At 53.1% G+C, this 14,572-nt stretch carries 15 protein-coding genes; 13 read left to right on the plus strand and 2 right to left on the minus strand.

The annotated features are described in order from the left end of the window. Positions 1-24 precede the first annotated feature (24 nt). From AC3ZPD_RS01675 to AC3ZPD_RS01720, 10 genes are all read left to right on the plus strand, one after another. Positions 25-1,050, plus strand: coding sequence for an ABC transporter substrate-binding protein (locus AC3ZPD_RS01675; RefSeq protein ID WP_490982523.1), 1,026 nt, complete (start codon positions 25-27; stop codon positions 1,048-1,050). Positions 1,051-1,091: 41 nt separating this feature from the next. Further along, positions 1,092-2,102, plus strand: coding sequence for a ThiF family adenylyltransferase (locus AC3ZPD_RS01680; RefSeq protein WP_490982524.1), 1,011 nt, complete (start codon positions 1,092-1,094; stop codon positions 2,100-2,102). Positions 2,103-2,166: 64 nt separating this feature from the next. Continuing rightward, the gene (thiE, locus tag AC3ZPD_RS01685; RefSeq protein ID WP_490982525.1) at positions 2,167-2,802 is read left to right on the plus strand and encodes a thiamine phosphate synthase; all 636 of its coding nucleotides are present in this window, start codon (positions 2,167-2,169) and stop codon (positions 2,800-2,802) included. Then, the gene (gene thiS, locus AC3ZPD_RS01690) at positions 2,793-2,990 is read left to right on the plus strand and encodes a sulfur carrier protein ThiS (RefSeq protein ID WP_490982526.1); all 198 of its coding nucleotides are present in this window, start codon (positions 2,793-2,795) and stop codon (positions 2,988-2,990) included. Before thiE ends, thiS begins: the two co-directional genes overlap by 10 nt. Before the next feature lie 16 nt (positions 2,991-3,006). Beyond that, positions 3,007-3,825: a thiazole synthase gene (locus tag AC3ZPD_RS01695; RefSeq protein WP_490982818.1), complete on the plus strand. Its 819-nt coding sequence runs from the start codon at positions 3,007-3,009 to the stop codon at positions 3,823-3,825. A 19-nt stretch (positions 3,826-3,844) separates the two neighbouring features. Beyond that, complete coding sequence (gene thiO, locus AC3ZPD_RS01700; protein ID WP_490982527.1) at positions 3,845-4,978, plus strand: glycine oxidase ThiO; 1,134 nt, start codon at positions 3,845-3,847, stop codon at positions 4,976-4,978. 154 nt (positions 4,979-5,132) lie between these two features. Then, positions 5,133-6,674, plus strand: coding sequence for a spore germination protein (locus AC3ZPD_RS01705; protein ID WP_490982528.1), 1,542 nt, complete (start codon positions 5,133-5,135; stop codon positions 6,672-6,674). 28 nt (positions 6,675-6,702) lie between these two features. After that, positions 6,703-7,890: a Ger(x)C family spore germination protein gene (locus tag AC3ZPD_RS01710; protein WP_490982529.1), complete on the plus strand. Its 1,188-nt coding sequence runs from the start codon at positions 6,703-6,705 to the stop codon at positions 7,888-7,890. Positions 7,891-7,894: 4 nt separating this feature from the next. Continuing rightward, positions 7,895-9,001 (plus strand): GerAB/ArcD/ProY family transporter, encoded by a 1,107-nt coding sequence (locus AC3ZPD_RS01715; RefSeq protein WP_490982530.1) that lies wholly within the window; start codon positions 7,895-7,897, stop codon positions 8,999-9,001. Then, entirely contained in the window at positions 8,998-9,234 is a 237-nt protein-coding gene (locus tag AC3ZPD_RS01720; RefSeq protein WP_490982531.1) for a hypothetical protein, read from the plus strand. The genes AC3ZPD_RS01715 and AC3ZPD_RS01720 overlap by 4 nt, the downstream gene beginning before the upstream one ends. Before the next feature lie 28 nt (positions 9,235-9,262). Here the strand turns inward: AC3ZPD_RS01720 and AC3ZPD_RS01725 are convergent, their stop codons facing one another. Next, positions 9,263-10,156, minus strand: coding sequence for a DMT family transporter (locus tag AC3ZPD_RS01725; RefSeq protein ID WP_490982532.1), 894 nt, complete (start codon positions 10,154-10,156; stop codon positions 9,263-9,265). A gap of 158 nt (positions 10,157-10,314) precedes the next feature. On the opposite strand from AC3ZPD_RS01725, the gene thpR reads away from it, so the two are divergent. After that, entirely contained in the window at positions 10,315-10,929 is a 615-nt protein-coding gene (gene thpR, locus AC3ZPD_RS01730) for an RNA 2',3'-cyclic phosphodiesterase (RefSeq protein WP_490982533.1), read from the plus strand. 78 nt (positions 10,930-11,007) lie between these two features. On the opposite strand, the gene AC3ZPD_RS01735 is transcribed toward thpR, so the two are convergent. After that, positions 11,008-11,826 (minus strand): class I SAM-dependent methyltransferase, encoded by an 819-nt coding sequence (locus tag AC3ZPD_RS01735; RefSeq protein ID WP_490982534.1) that lies wholly within the window; start codon positions 11,824-11,826, stop codon positions 11,008-11,010. 96 nt (positions 11,827-11,922) lie between these two features. Here AC3ZPD_RS01735 and AC3ZPD_RS01740 point away from each other — a divergent pair, with 96 nt between their 5' ends. Next, positions 11,923-13,167, plus strand: coding sequence for a cation:proton antiporter (locus AC3ZPD_RS01740; protein ID WP_490982535.1), 1,245 nt, complete (start codon positions 11,923-11,925; stop codon positions 13,165-13,167). 20 nt (positions 13,168-13,187) lie between these two features. Next, positions 13,188-14,570 (plus strand): TrkH family potassium uptake protein, encoded by a 1,383-nt coding sequence (locus AC3ZPD_RS01745; protein ID WP_490982536.1) that lies wholly within the window; start codon positions 13,188-13,190, stop codon positions 14,568-14,570. The last annotated feature ends 2 nt before the right edge of the window (positions 14,571-14,572 follow it).

Genomic DNA, 14,572 nt, shown 5'->3' on the forward strand with positions numbered 1-14,572 from the left:
AATGAAAAGGGGTAAGGCCAAATCATGAACATTCATTCTCGCACTGCCGTTAAACATAAAAAACTGGTACTCTTATCTATATTGCTTTGTTTGTCCATAGGTCTTAGCGGGTGCGCTTCCGGCAAAGGGGCGGAGAAGGGGCTCACCGAGGTGAACGTGCTGCTCGACTGGTATCCGAACGCCGCCCACTCCTTCCTGTTCGCCGCCCAGCAGGAGGGCTACTTTGAGCAGGAAGGGCTGAAGGTAAACCTAGAAACGCCGGCGGATACCAACGATGCGATCAAACTGCTGGCCAGCGGAAAAGCCGATCTTGCCATCAGCTATCAAATGCAAATCGCTGAGTCCCGTGCCGAGAACATTCCGGTCGTGTCTGTGGCGGCTTTGGTCCGGCATCCGCTGGATCAGCTTTTTGTTCGCAAGGATTCAGGCATTACCAGTCCTAAAGACCTTGTCGGCAAAAAAGTCGGTTATCCTTCAACTCCGATGAGCGAAGAGACGGTGAGCACGATGGTGGCCAGCGACGGGGGCGATCCTTCCAAGGTAGATTTCACCGACGTAGGCTGGGACCTGATTCCGGCCATGGCAACGGGCAGGGTGGACGCGATCATCGGCGGTTACATCAACCACGAGAAACTTCTGATCGAAAAAGAAGGCATCCCGCTGACGGCGTTTGACCCGGCGGATTTCGGGGTGCCGGACAATTATGAATTGGTGCTGGCGGCCAGCGAAAACGGCTTGTCCAAAAAAGAGGACACGATCCGGAAATTCCTGAAAGCAGCGGCCAAAGGTCAGGCTTATACGGTACAAAATCCGGATAAAGCGCTGAATATCCTGCTGGAGCATGAAAGCAAGGATTTTCCGCTGGATCCGGATGTCGAGAAGCAAAGCCTGAATATTTTGCTTCCTCTGATGGACGACGGCTCCGCCGGATTCGGCGAGCAGACAGAGGAATCCTGGGATGCGGTCATTAAATGGCTCAAAGAGCATGGACAAATCAAAGCCGACAATCCCATTAAAGCGCAGGATGCATTCCGCAACTTGGGCATTTAGCAAGAATCAAGAATGCAGGCCTGAGGAAGTGAGGCATATAGATGCTTGAAAGATATTCGAGACAGATGCTGTTTGCTCCGATAGGAGAGCAGGGACAGCGGAATTTAATGAACAAATCGGTTCTGATCGTAGGCATGGGCGCGCTCGGTACGGTGCTGGCCAACCATATGGCGCGTTCCGGTGTAGGGCATATCCGGATGGTCGACCGCGATTATGTGGAGCCCAGCAATTTGCAGCGGCAGATGTTGTTTGACGAAGAGGATGCGGAGCAGGGGCTGCCGAAAGTCATCGCGGCGAAAAACAAACTTGCAAAAATCAACTCCTCCGTCGAGCTTGAAGCCGTATTTTCGGATGTGACGGCTCAAAATATATTGAGTCTGATCGAAGACGTGGACCTCGTCCTGGACGGAACGGACAATTTTCAAACCCGGTTTCTGCTGAACGATGCCTGTTATCGTCAAGGAGTTCCGTTTGTATACGGCGGGGCTGTCAGCTCGCGAGGCATGAGCGCAATTCTTGTGCCGGGCGTAACGCCTTGTCTGCGCTGTTTCATCCAATCCGCCGATTCGGCGGGGCAAACCTGCGATACGATCGGCGTCATTTCGCCGATCGTGGACATCGTAGCGTCCTACCAGGCAGCCGAAGCTCTGAAGTTTCTGGTGGGTGCGGCGGAGCAGCGGAGAAACAGCCTGCTTACGCTGGATATTTGGCAGAACCAGTATTTTGAAATGAAGCTTGGGAAACCGAAGGACGATTGCCCTTGCTGCGGTCTTAAACAGTTCCCGGCGCTGGATCAGCAGGCCGATGAGATGGTTTCCCTGTGCGGAAGGGAATCGGTGCAGATTTCCGGGCATGAACCTTTTGAACTGGAGGTTTGGCGGGACAGACTGGCGCCGGCGGTCAAAGACACAAAGCTGAATCCCTATCTGCTGCGCGCCGAGCTGAACGAAGGCCAGCGGCTTGTGCTGTTTGCCGACGGGCGAGTGCTCGTGCAGGGCACGGATGACTTGGTAAGGGCAAAAACGTTATATGCCCGGTATATAGGAGGCTGACGAACCGTTGGCCCCGAGATGAAGTAGCCCCTAAGCTGACACATCCAGAAGGGAGAGAAAAGCAGTGAAAGATTTTCGTTTATATGCCATTACAGGCGAGCAGTTTCACCCTGGCCGGAGTTTGACCGAGGTTATGGAGCAAGCGATCCTTGGAGGGGCCGATATCCTTCAGCTTCGGGACAAACACAGCGGACGCGAGGAACTGCTGCGCAAAGCCAAAGAACTGCGCGTGCTGACCCGCAAGCATGGCGTGACGTTTATCGTCAATGACCATGTAGACATCGCGCTGGAGGCCGAGGCGGACGGCATTCACCTGGGACAGGGGGATATGCCGCTGTCCGAAGCCCGAAAGCGTGTCGGCAGCAAGATCATCGGCATTTCCACGCATGCGATCGGGGAAGCGCTGCTTGCCGAAGAGCAGGGAGCCGATTACATCGGCGTAGGACCGGTATTCCCGACCGCGACCAAAGCGGAAGCGGCCCCGGTGACCTTGTCTTATGTCCGCGAAGTGGCGGAGCGCATCCGGATTCCTTTTGTGGCGATCGGCGGAATTAAGCTGGACAATGTGGACGCGGTACTGCAGGCGGGAGCTACCCGAATTTGCGCGGTCAGCGAAATCGTGGGCAGCAGCGACGTGGCCGGCACCTGCCGGGCCTTCATCCGCAAGATTGAGGAAAGCGGGGCGCGCGCATGGAGCTGATCGTCAACGGAAATGTCCGGGAACTGGAAGCTAAAACGCTGGATGACGTCATCCGGCTGCTGGGCCTGGACGGCAAACCGGTCGTGGCCGAAGCGGACGGCCTGGTCGTCACCTCCGAAGACTGGAAAGAGACCGCGGTCAGACCGGGGATGAAGATCGAGCTGGTTCATTTTGTGGGAGGAGGCTGAAGCGATGAACGAAATCATGAAATCTGCTGCTCCATCGGGCGGAGCCAATCGGACAGAAGGAAAGGATACCTGGAAAATAGGGGAGACCGTATTGCACTCCCGCTTTTTCCTCGGGACGGGTTTGTTCCCGAATCCTTATGTGCAGACGGAAGCAATTGAAGCCTCCGGCGCAGAGGTGTTGACCTTTGCCATTCGCCGGGTCAATCTGGAAGCGGCGGAGGATGATTCGATCCTGCAGCATTTGCAGGACCGCAAATATATTTATTTGCCGAACACTTCGGGAGCGCGCACGGCCGAAGAGGCCGTGCGGATTGCCCGGCTGGCCAGAGCCTCCGGATTAAGCGATTGGGTAAAGGTGGAGATCAGCGCCAACGAACGAACTTTGCTGCCGGATCCGATCGAAACCTTAAAGGCCACCGAAATCCTCGTAAAAGAAGGTTTCACGGTGCTCCCTTATATTTCGGATGATCCGATCATCTGCAAAAAGCTGGAGGAGGCCGGCGCGGCAGCCATCATGCCCGGGGCGGCGCCGATCGGCACGGGTCTTGGTCTGCTGAACCCGTACAATATCGGCCTGATCGTGGAGGAAAGCGGCGTTCCGGTTATCGTAGATGCCGGACTCGGAACGGCAAGCGATGTGACGCAGGCGATGGAGCTTGGCGTTTCCGGCGTTCTGATGAATACGCCGGTGGCCAAAGCCAAAAACCCGGCCGGTATGGCCGAAGCGATGAAGCTGGCGATTTCGGCGGGACGGCTGGCTTATTTGTCCGGCCGCATGGCGAAGAAGCGGTATGCTTCCGCGAGCAGCGGGCTGGAACAGTTTAAGGTTGAATGAGAAGCGGGAGTGAAAGCCAATGAAACAGCAAGTCATCGTCATGGGCGGAGGCGTAATTGGTCTGGCCTGTGCTTTTGAACTGGCTATTCGGGGATACGGCGTAAAGGTGCTGGAAACCGGACACTGCGGCGGCCAGGCTTCCGGGGCTGCGGCGGGCATGCTTGCTCCGTATTCGGAGAACCTGGAGTCGCCGGACGAGTTCTTCCGGCTTTGCCTCGAAAGCTTGCGGATTTACCCGGCGTGGCAGAAACAGGTCAAGGAGGTTTCCGGCTGCGGCTTTGAATATACGGAATCCGGCAGCCTTTATATCGTTTATCATGAAGCGGATCTGCTGGCATTGGAAAGCCGCCGGTTATGGCAGCGCGCACACGGGTCAACGGCTGTCATCCTGGAAGGCGAAGCGCTGTTCGAACGGGAGCCTCAGCTCTCCAGGCAGGTGCGCGCCGCGCTTTGGACGCCGGAAGAAAGCCACGTTTATGCTCCCGATTACGTGAAGGCGCTTGAAGCAGGCTGCCGGCAGCTGGGCGTCGACATTTTTGAAGAGCTGGGTGAGTTGGAGCTGCTTGACCAGAAAGAGCGGATTGAGGTTAAAGCGAAGGACGGAAGAATGTTCAGAAGCGATCAGCTGCTGGTCTGCACGGGGGCCTGGGCTGGACGGATGGAGTCCGAGCTGGGCATCCGTATCCCGATCCGGCCGATCCGGGGGCAAATTTGCGCCTATCATGCGCAGTCTTTCCATCATCCGCTTCATCATATGGTGTTCAGCAGCCAGGGATATCTCGTTCAAAAAGTGTCGGGAACGCTGGTCTGCGGAGCGTCCGAGGATATGGCGGGATTTGACAGCACGGTGACGGAACAAGGAATCAATCGGCTGATCCGGTGGAACAAAAAAATGATGCCGGTGCTGGAAGCCGAAACGCCCTTCCACCGCTGGGCGGGGCTGAGGCCGGCCACCCAGGACGGTGCGCCGCTGATCGGCCGTTTGCTGGAGCATCCCCGAATCCTGCTTGCTGCGGGGCATTACCGGAACGGCATCCTGCTGAGCCCGGTTACGGCCAAGCTGGCGGGCGATATCCTGGATGGCGCGGAGCTGCCGGCCTGGGCCGGGGCGTTCCGACCGGAGCGTTTTGGACAGGCGTTCAGTCCCTTATAAATTGAATTTGAAGTTATGTCCCATGCGGCATAAGAAGCGTTCAACGGATCCCTCCGGTTGAACGCTTTTTTCTTGTTTATTATGCATGATTGAAGAAAATTTAGGAAAAATAAGAATTAGCTTTTATGGAGGATTTGGAGAGGGAGGGGAAAAGATGCCTGCATCCGTGAAAGGCGAACAAAACGTTAAAGTTAAAGGCATTTTAAGCGTTGATCTGACCTTTATCCGTCAAAGCTTTCAGCGCTGCTCGGACCTCTCTTACCGGACTTTTTCGATGCCCTCCGGCCTTAAAGGGGCTTTGGTTTTCATAGATGGGCTAGTAGATGATGCCCGCCTGGAGCAGGTCATTCTGCAGCCGCTTAAGAACGGGGTTTTGACTCAATTAAGCGAAAAGGCCCTGAACGAAAACGAGCTTAAGCCGCTTCTTGCGTTATCTTTAAACGATATTCAGGCAGATCAGGTCCGGACCCTTGACCAAATAAACGAGGTCATAGAAGGGATTTGCCAGGGGGAAACAGCGTTATTCATCCATGGTCTTCCCGAGGTTTGCATGGTCAGCCTCAAGAAATGGGAACATCGCTCCGTCGAGGAACCCGGTACGGAAATGGCGATACGGGGGCCGAGGGACGGTTTTGTAGAAAATTTGAGAACGAATACCGCTTTACTGCGCAGGAGGCTGCCAACGCCGGAGCTGAAGATGGAAAACCTGCAGGTAGGGCGCTTGTCCAAGACAAACATTCTGATCGTCTATTTGGATTCTGTTGTTATGCCCGGTTTGACGGATGAGATCCGAGAGAGGATTTCAAGAATAGACATCGACGCCATCCTGGAAAGTAATTACATTGAGGAATTGATCAGTGATAGTCCCTTAAGTCTTTTTCCCCAGATGCTAAACACGGAAAGGCCTGACAAAGTCGCGGCTTTAATCTTGGAAGGCAGAGCGGCCATCCTGGTGGATAATACTCCGTTTGCTTTGATAGCGCCTTCCGTATTGGCCGATTCCTTCCAAACCAGGGAAGATTACTATCAAAATTACGGAGTGGCTACGGTCCTTAGATGGTTGCGGTTGTGGCTGTTTTTCAGCGCGCTTGTTTTTCCATCGCTTTATGTGGCCGTTTCGACTTTTCATCAGGAAATGATTCCGACCAGCCTGCTGCTCAGCATTGCTTCCTCCAGAGAAAACGTGCCTTTTCCCGCGATCGTGGAGGCCTTGCTCATGGAAGCGGCCTTTGAAGCGCTGCGGGAAGCCGGGATCCGGCTGCCTCGAGCAGTCGGGCAGGCGGTGAGCATCGTCGGGGCCTTGGTTATCGGGCAGGCAGCGGTTCAGGCGGGAATTGTATCCTCTACCCTGGTTATCGTTGTATCTTTTACAGGGATCGCTTCCTTTGTATTTCCTATATACAATCATGGGATGGCTGTCCGCGTGCTTCGGTTTCCTTTGATTATACTGGCGGGTTTGCTGGGCCTGTACGGGGTTTTCTTGGGCCTGCTGATTCTGATGATTCATTTGTGCAAGCTGCGTTCTTTTGGCGTGCCTTATCTGTCGCCTATTGCTCCATTGCATGTGGAGGACTTCAAAGATTTGATCGTCCGTATTCCCCTTTGGGGAATCAAATACAGGCCCGCGTTTATTCAAAGCAAAAATTCCCGGCGGATGAGAGGGTACTTGCGTCCTGAGCCGAACAACAAAAGATAAGGTGGAATTTTTCCGAAAGGATATCCCTATGCGCCGAAAAACAGCTTTATTGATGCTCATACTGAGCATGAGTCTTCTGCTGACGTCCTGCTGGAGCGAGCAGGAAGTTGACAGTATTGCCATTGTAACCGCAACGGGCCTTGATAGAATGGATAACGGAAATCTTCGTCTTTCGCTGCTGATTGCAGTTCCCCGTCTGTTTGGGACCGGATCTGCCCAGGGTGGCGGAGAAGGAAGGCTGGAAAGCTCGGCAGGATGGGTGGTTTCCGAGGAGGGGGACTCCATTATGGATATCACGCGCCTTTTGCAGAAAAAGCTGCCCAGGGTGATCTTCTATTCGCAGAGCCGTGTGATCATTTTAGGAAAAAAACTTGCTGAAGAAGGGCTGCGGCCTGTGATGGATTTTTTTGAACGGTACAGGCAGTCCCAGTTGGTCAGTTACGTCGCCGTTTCCAAAACCACGGCCCTTGATATTTTAAATTTCCAGCCCAAGTTTGAGAAGCTCGGGTCCGAAGTTCTTAAACAAGAGATGCGTCAAAATCTGCTGCCGAGCGTGCGGTTTATTGATTTTATTAACATCCTTATGTCTGAAGGGGTAGAGCCTTATGCCCCAATGATAGAAATTCTGTCTTCCCAGCAGGGGGAGGGGGCCAAAGAACAAATCAAAAGCATCGGGATTACCGGGCTGGCGTTGTTCCGCAAGGATAAAATGATCGCGGAGCTGGATGAACGAAACAGCCGCGGGGTTTTGTGGATCAACAATAAAATCCATAAGGGCGTCATCACGGTTCAGATTCCAGGTACGGCACGCCCGGGTAATATCAGCTCGGAGCTGGAAAGAGTCAACGTATCCCGGGAAACCGAGGTTAGAAACGGCAAAGTACATATTACTTTGAAAATAAACCTCACGGAGAACATTTATGAAAATACTACGGACCTGGATATGGATAATGCCCGGAACGTGAATAAGATCCAGCAAATGATTGAGAAAGCGATCAAGGATCGGATCTATGCCAATTGCAAGATGGTTCAGGGCAAATATAAGGTCGATGTTTATGGATTTGGGCAATCTGTTTATCGCCGTTATCCGAAATTATGGCATCAATATAAAGAAAATTGGAATGCACTATTTCCGCAGGTTGAACTTGAAGTGGTTATAAAAGGCCGAATAATCCGGAGCGGGCTGACTAATAACGTTATTCAAACTGAGGAGTGATCACATGCTTCGAATTTCGAAGTATCAGTTGTTTGCCATGGTCGTCATTTTTCAGATGGGCACGACGATCATATTCGGTTTCGCTTCTTCCGCGGGAAGGGATGCCTGGGTTGCAAATCTGATTACTACCGTATTGGGTTCGATTCTGGTCGTCTGCTATTCGCTGATTTTCAAACTGACTGGCGGACTTACGCTGGTAGAATGGCCGACGGCCCTGTTTGGAAAATGGATCGGCATGCCGATTGCCTGGCTGTACCCGCTTGTTTTTATTTATGACGGGGCAAGAATCATAAGCGATGTCCGCTTCCTGTTTCCTATTACGATCCTACATGGAACACCAAACTGGCTGATCGGACTCACCTTCCTGATGGTGGTAGCCTACGCCTTGTACAGCGGATTTGAGGTCATTGCCCGAATGCTGAGCATTTTCCTGCCGCTGCTGCTGTTATTTCTGATCGCTGAAACGCTGCTTTTGTGGTTTTCCGGGCGGATCGACCTTCTGAATCTGCTGCCTATCGTGGGGGAAGGCTGGAACCGGGTTTTAAAACCCGTCTGGCCATTGGGAATTACTCAAACCTTCGGGGAAACGATCGAATTTGCCATGTTTTGGGGGTATCTGGAGAGCAAAAGAAGCAAGCCGCCTTTGAGCCGGCTTATGCTGGGAGGGAGCCTGTTGTCCGGATTTTGCATCACTTTGCTTATTCTCCTCGGCGCTGCCTGCATGGGCGAACCCGTTTACAAACAAATGATGTACCCTGCTTTTGCCCTGCTCAAGCTGCCGAATATTTCCGACCTGCTGGATAACCTGGATGCGGTAGGCGTCATTTATCTGGTGATGACCGCTTTCGGAAAGCTGTCCCTCCATTTGTTTGCCGCCGTCTTCTGCATTCGCAAGCTGCTCGGCGCCAAAAAGGACTGGGGCATCATTACCTTGGTGTGTCCTTTGACCTTTTTTATTTCCATGACCATGGTGATTAGCTTTACTAATCATTTGCAGGTGGCTTCATTCGTGCTTCCTTCCCGGATCTGGCTGCCCCTGTTCCTGTATCTGCCGGCGGCCTTTTTAGGAGCGGCATTCATGAAAAAAATGATTCAGGGGGCAAAATCATGATTGAATATTGGTTCCCGTGGGAATCCATGAATTTCATATCTGCCCCCTGGAAATTTCAGCTCACCCTGCTGGGAAGCGCTCTGGTTTTATCCACGGTAAGCTGGATGAGGCAAGCCGGAGGCAAATCTAACCAAAAACCGCCTTCGAACGGCGGACGTTCAAAAGGCGGCGATTCTAAAGCCAAAGGTTCACAGACCAAACGTTCACAAGCCGTGGGATCGGCTGGCGAATAAAAGCAGAATTTAGGATTTCAGCTCCTTTTCAGAGAGGGCGCCGTTTTCTGCCTTTCAGCTGCACGTTGACCAGCAGTATGCTGGCCAGCACCAGCAGCATGCCAAGTCCAAGCCTCAGGCTGACCTGCTCATGCATGAATACGGCGCTGAAGCCAAGGGCGAGCAGCGGAATCAGAAAGGTGAACGACCCGACTTTGCTGGCTTCGCCGGACTGTACGAGCTTAAAGAATACCAGCCAGCCGATGGCGATCACAAATATGGAAATAAACAGCAGTTCGACAATAAAGGCAGGCGTCCATTCAATGGCGCCAAACGATTCGGTGGAGCCGCCCCAAATGAACAGGAATACGCTGCCGAACAGCAGCTGCACGGCCGTCATCCAGATAAGGTCCACGGAATCCCCGGTTTTTTTGATGAAAACGGTTCCCAGGCACCAGCTGAGCGCGGAAGCGAGGGCAAGCAGAATGCCCGCAGCCGACAGCCCTTCGCTGAGGCCTCCGGCGCTGATCACGCCGACGCCGCAGAAGCCGAGCAGCAGTCCGCTCATTTTGGAGGCGGTCATCGACTCCCCTAGCCACAGCCAGGAGCAGATGCCGAGAAGGACGGGCTGCAGAAATACGATGGCGGAGAAAATACCGGCGGGCATATAGCCGAGTCCGACGGTTTGCAGGCCGTAATAAAGTGTAATGTTCAGAATACCGGCTATTAAATAGGCGGGCCAATTCCGGCGGAGATTCAGTTTTTTATAGTTGGGCAGGGCGATCAGGACTAGGAGCGCCCCGCCAATGAACGTGCGGATGGCGGCAAACAGCACGGGAGGCGTATGAACAAGCGCCAATTTGGAGAGCGGCCAGTTGATGCCCCAGACCAGAATAAGAAAAGTCAAATACAGCGCCGTTTGGCGCTTGGAAAGCGAACTCATGATGGGATCTCCTTTTTATAAAAATATGAATATTTAAAAACTTTATTATTATATCGCAAATTTGCGAAATGTGGTTTAGTTTCATCGGAATTGTAATTGGCTATTCATGTACATACTATTCGTTATGGATGGGGAAAGGAGAAAAGGAGGAAGAGGCCATGAACCGTACCGGACCGAACACTGCCCTGAAAGGGACTGGCGGGAAGGAAAGCTGGAGGGTGTTTGCGGCCGTCCCGATTCCTGAGGGCATCAAAAAAAAGCTGGCGGCTTGGTGCCGTCAGCAGCAGTCAAATATTCCTTTCAGGAAATGGGTGCATCCGGAAGACTTGCATATCACGGTGCAGTTTCTGGGAGATATCGAACCGGACAGGCTTCCCGGGATTCAGCAAGGCTTAATTCAGGCCGTCGAACCGTTCACTCCGTTTACGCTCGGCATCGCCGGCACGGGAGTTTTCGGGCGTCCCGAGCAGCCCCGTGTCTTATGGGCGGCTGCGGTAGAAGGAAGGGAAGAGTTAAACAGGTTATACGAAGCTGTCACCGCGGCTTTGGCCCCGAGGGGCTTTAAACGCGAGGACCGTCCTTATAACCCGCATGTTACCCTTGCCCGCAAATACCTTCCGAACGCGGCCGTCCTGGCCTACGCGGCACCCGGCCAGGATGGACAACCGGATTTTGGCAGCGAACAGGTTTCTTCGATCGTACTGTACAGGACCCGGCTGGGGTATGAGCCAATGTACGAAACCGTAATCCGTGCTGAATTTGGCGGAGGTTGAGCCAGGGCGGACAATCGGGCATCCGTGGCCGCGATCATCCGCGTTTATCAGGCAAACGGGAACCAGCGGAACCACTTGTTATTTTACGCCGACCCTCATGCGGTAGCTGATCAACAGGTCCAGGGTCTGTCCGGCGAAAGCAGCTTCCGTCCGCTTGCGGAATTCCTCGGCAGCCTCCGGAATGTCCGTGGCTCCAAGCTTCAATGCGGTTTGGATGCTGCCTTGGCTCAAGGCGAGATTTACATAACGTTCGGCGTCGAAGGCTTCCCGCTGATGGAACACGATTTCGCGGGCATAGCGGAACAGTCCGGATTCGCGGATGTTGCGCAGATGCTGGTTTTTATCCCATTTCTTCGCCCATTCTTCTTCCGAGGCCAGCTCGCGGGCGCGGGTATCGCCAAGCTCCAGCAGTTTCATATAAAGGTCTTCGATCTCCCAGCGGAAAGCGGGCGGCCAATCGCAGTCGTATGCGGCGAATACGCCCCCCGGTTTCAGCACGCGGGCAAACTCCTTCAGGGTGCTTTCCGGCTCCATCCAGTGAAAGGACTGCGAGCAGGTGATAACGTCGGCGGAGGAGGAAGGCAGCTCCAGCTGGTGGGAGAGGCGTTTGATGAACTCTATCCCTTCGGGCTTCTGCAGCTGCGCCCATTTGCCGATCGCGACGGCCCTCATGTCGTCGTTGGGTTCGACGCCGTAGACCTGCCTGGCTTGGCCAAACCACAGAAACGAAGATAAACCCGTTCCGCAGCCGACATCCACGACTGTATCAGGCTGTCCGTTCAGGTAGCCGTTAATCAGGGATACGACCTCGTTCGGGGCGTGCGGTCTGCTTTGGTCATAGAGGTTGCCATATCCGTTAAATCGGTTGATATTATTGCTTCTTGTTTGCTCTAACACAGACAGTCTCCTTCCTGAAACAAACGTTTTATTTATTCAATTATAGCTTGGAGAGACCCATTATTAAAAGGCGCAAGGATATTTAGGAGGGATATTATGCATGCGTTTAACTCTACGTTTATTGAATTGCTTATTCTGCTGGCCATTTCGGTTTCGGTCATTGCGGTCGCCAAGAAGATCAATATTCCTTATTCCATTGCCCTGGTCGTGGTTGGCCTAGGGCTGGGCTTAACGACGATTCCTTTTCTGGAGGACGCTAAATCCTTTATTACCCAATCCCATGTTTTTCAAGGTATTATTATTTCGTTGTTCCTGCCGATTCTGCTCGGAGACGCGGCGATCAAAATGCCGGTTTCCCACTTGAGGGAGCAAGCCAAGCCGGTCGCGGCTCTGGCTTTCGGCGGTACGCTGTTATCTTTTGCCGTCATTGCTCTGCTCGCCTATTATGTTCTGAAGCTCCCGTTGCCTGTCGCTTTCACCTTCGGGGCGCTGATGAGCGCCACCGACCCGATTAGCGTTATCTCGATTTTCAAATCCATGGGGGTGCCCAAACCGGTTGTTGCCGTCATTGAAGGGGAGTCATTGCTCAATGACGGGATCGCCGTCGTGCTTTTTCAAATTTCCTCCGTTTATCTGTTCACTTACCTGGAAATGGGTTGGGCGGGACTGGGGCACGGCATCTTGCTGTTCCTCCAGTTCGGACTAGGAGGGCTGGCGCTCGGAGCGGCGCTTGGCTATTTGTTCTCGCAGATCATCAGGCTATATGATGATTACCCGCTCGAGATCGCTTTCTCCATGCTGCTGTTCTTTGGCTGCTATTTTATCGCCGAGCATTTGCAGGTGTCCGGAGTCATCGCCGTGGTGACCGCAGGATTGATCTTTGGCAGCTATGGCGCTAAAGTGGGAATGTCGGATAAAACGCAGATGAATATCCATTCTTTTTGGGACACGATTACGCTGATTGCCAATTCCCTAATTTTCCTGATGATCGGTTTGGAAATCAAATGGATTACTTTCGGCGATCAGTGGCCGCTTGTACTGGCTGCCGTTGTCATCGTAGTCGTTGGGCGTACCCTGGCGCTGTATGCCAGCACGGCTCCGCTTAAATCGTTCCCCTCCTCCTGGAAAGCCGTATTGAATTGGGGAGGACTGAAAGGCAGCTTGTCGCTGGCGCTGGCCCTCAGTCTGCCCGAATCGTTTGAAGGCAGGAGAGACGTGCTCGTCCTCACCTTCAGCGTCGTATTGTTTTCGCTGCTTGTCCAAGGGCTGACCATCAAACCGCTGGTGGTCAGACTGGGGTTAAGTCAGCCGGAAGGCGGGGGGATGAGCAGTCAGAAATAAACCATAATCAGGAGTGTTTTATGTTTCAAAACAAAACTCAAAACAAAACTCAAAACAAACAACTGAAACAGATCAACCAGATCCGCTTCAGCCCTCCCCAAATTTTATCGATCGGTTTTATAGTCATGATCGTTGCCGGAGCGCTACTGCTGATGCTGCCGGTCTCCCTCAGGCCCGGGAAGTCGATCTCGTTCCTGAACGCGCTGTTTGAAGCCACATCGGCCGTCTGCGTAACCGGACTGGTCGTCACGGACACGGGAACCACCTTTACCGTGTTCGGGCAAACGGTCCTTCTTCTCCTTATTCAAGTCGGCGGGCTGGGCTTCATGACTTTCGGCATCCTTGTCGCCCTTCTTTTGGGCAAAAAGATCAGCTTGTCCAACCGGCTGATGGCCCAAAGCGCCATGAACCAGTTTAACCTTTCCGGCATCGTCAAACTGGTCAAGCTGGTGCTGATCATGACGACGGTCATTGAAGGGGCCGGAGCGCTGCTCCTGGCTTTGGCCTGGTCCAGGGAAATGCCGCTCGGCTGGGCTGTTTTCTACGGTATTTTTCACTCGGTCTCCTCTTTTAATAATGCGGGCTTCGATATTATGGGCAATTATGCGAGCATGACGAAATATGTGGGGAACTGGCCGGTTAACCTGGTTTTATCTTTCCTATATATTTTGGGCGGTTTAGGATTTACGGTTATTCTGGAGATCGTCCAGAAAAAGAATATGCGGAAATGGTCCTTGAACACCAAAACGGTGTTAGGCGTAACGTTAGTGATGAATATATTGGCCTCTATTTTATTTTTCCTGCTGGAACACAACAATCCGCTGACCTTGGGCGCACTGCCCTTCAAAGACCAGGTTCTGGCCTCTTATTTTCAGGGAACGGTTCCGAGGACCGCGGGTTTTAATACGGTGGACTTGACCCGGCTGAACAGTGATTCCGTTTTGCTGACGATGGGTTTAATGTTTATAGGCGGGGCATCGGGCTCAACGGCGGGCGGCATCAAAATCACAACGTTTTTCTTATTGCTGCTCGTGGTCTGGACGTTTATCAAACAAAGAGAGGACATCACCTTTCTGAAGAAAAGAATCCCCAAAGATCTGGTCTTCCGGGCGCTGGCAATCGCGATGATCGGCATCGGTCTGGTATTTATGAGCAGCTTCCTGCTGGAAGTGACCGAAAGCGGCATTCCGCTGATGAATCTGGCTTTTGAAGCCGTCTCGGCTTTCGGCACGGTGGGTTTGACTCTGGGGGTCACTCCGAATTTGAGCGATTGGGGCAAAATCATCATCATGCTGCTGATGTTCGTCGGCCGTCTCGGACCGTTGACGATCGCGCTGGCCTTAACGCGCTCCAAAGATTCCTCCAAGCTTAAATATCCGGAAGAGAAAATTCTGATCGGGTAAAC

The organism is Paenibacillus mobilis (assembly GCF_058267595.1).

Excerpts from the sequence above, each read along its gene's own strand:
- thiO (WP_490982527.1), top strand. The coding sequence starts at position 3,845 with ATGAAACAGCAAGTCATCGTCATGGGCGGAGGCGTAATTGGTCTGGCC.
- thiS (WP_490982526.1), top strand. The coding sequence starts at position 2,793 with ATGGAGCTGATCGTCAACGGAAATGTCCGGGAACTGGAAGCTAAAACG.
- AC3ZPD_RS01745 (WP_490982536.1), top strand. The coding sequence starts at position 13,188 with ATGTTTCAAAACAAAACTCAAAACAAAACTCAAAACAAACAACTGAAA.
- AC3ZPD_RS01705 (WP_490982528.1), top strand. The coding sequence starts at position 5,133 with ATGCCTGCATCCGTGAAAGGCGAACAAAACGTTAAAGTTAAAGGCATT.
- AC3ZPD_RS01675 (WP_490982523.1), top strand. The coding sequence starts at position 25 with ATGAACATTCATTCTCGCACTGCCGTTAAACATAAAAAACTGGTACTC.
- AC3ZPD_RS01680 (WP_490982524.1), top strand. The coding sequence starts at position 1,092 with ATGCTTGAAAGATATTCGAGACAGATGCTGTTTGCTCCGATAGGAGAG.
- AC3ZPD_RS01695 (WP_490982818.1), top strand. The coding sequence starts at position 3,007 with ATGAAATCTGCTGCTCCATCGGGCGGAGCCAATCGGACAGAAGGAAAG.
- thpR (WP_490982533.1), top strand. The coding sequence starts at position 10,315 with ATGAACCGTACCGGACCGAACACTGCCCTGAAAGGGACTGGCGGGAAG.
- AC3ZPD_RS01715 (WP_490982530.1), top strand. The coding sequence starts at position 7,895 with ATGCTTCGAATTTCGAAGTATCAGTTGTTTGCCATGGTCGTCATTTTT.
- AC3ZPD_RS01725 (WP_490982532.1), bottom strand. The coding sequence starts at position 10,156 with ATGAGTTCGCTTTCCAAGCGCCAAACGGCGCTGTATTTGACTTTTCTT.
- AC3ZPD_RS01710 (WP_490982529.1), top strand. The coding sequence starts at position 6,703 with ATGCGCCGAAAAACAGCTTTATTGATGCTCATACTGAGCATGAGTCTT.
- AC3ZPD_RS01740 (WP_490982535.1), top strand. The coding sequence starts at position 11,923 with ATGCATGCGTTTAACTCTACGTTTATTGAATTGCTTATTCTGCTGGCC.
- AC3ZPD_RS01720 (WP_490982531.1), top strand. The coding sequence starts at position 8,998 with ATGATTGAATATTGGTTCCCGTGGGAATCCATGAATTTCATATCTGCC.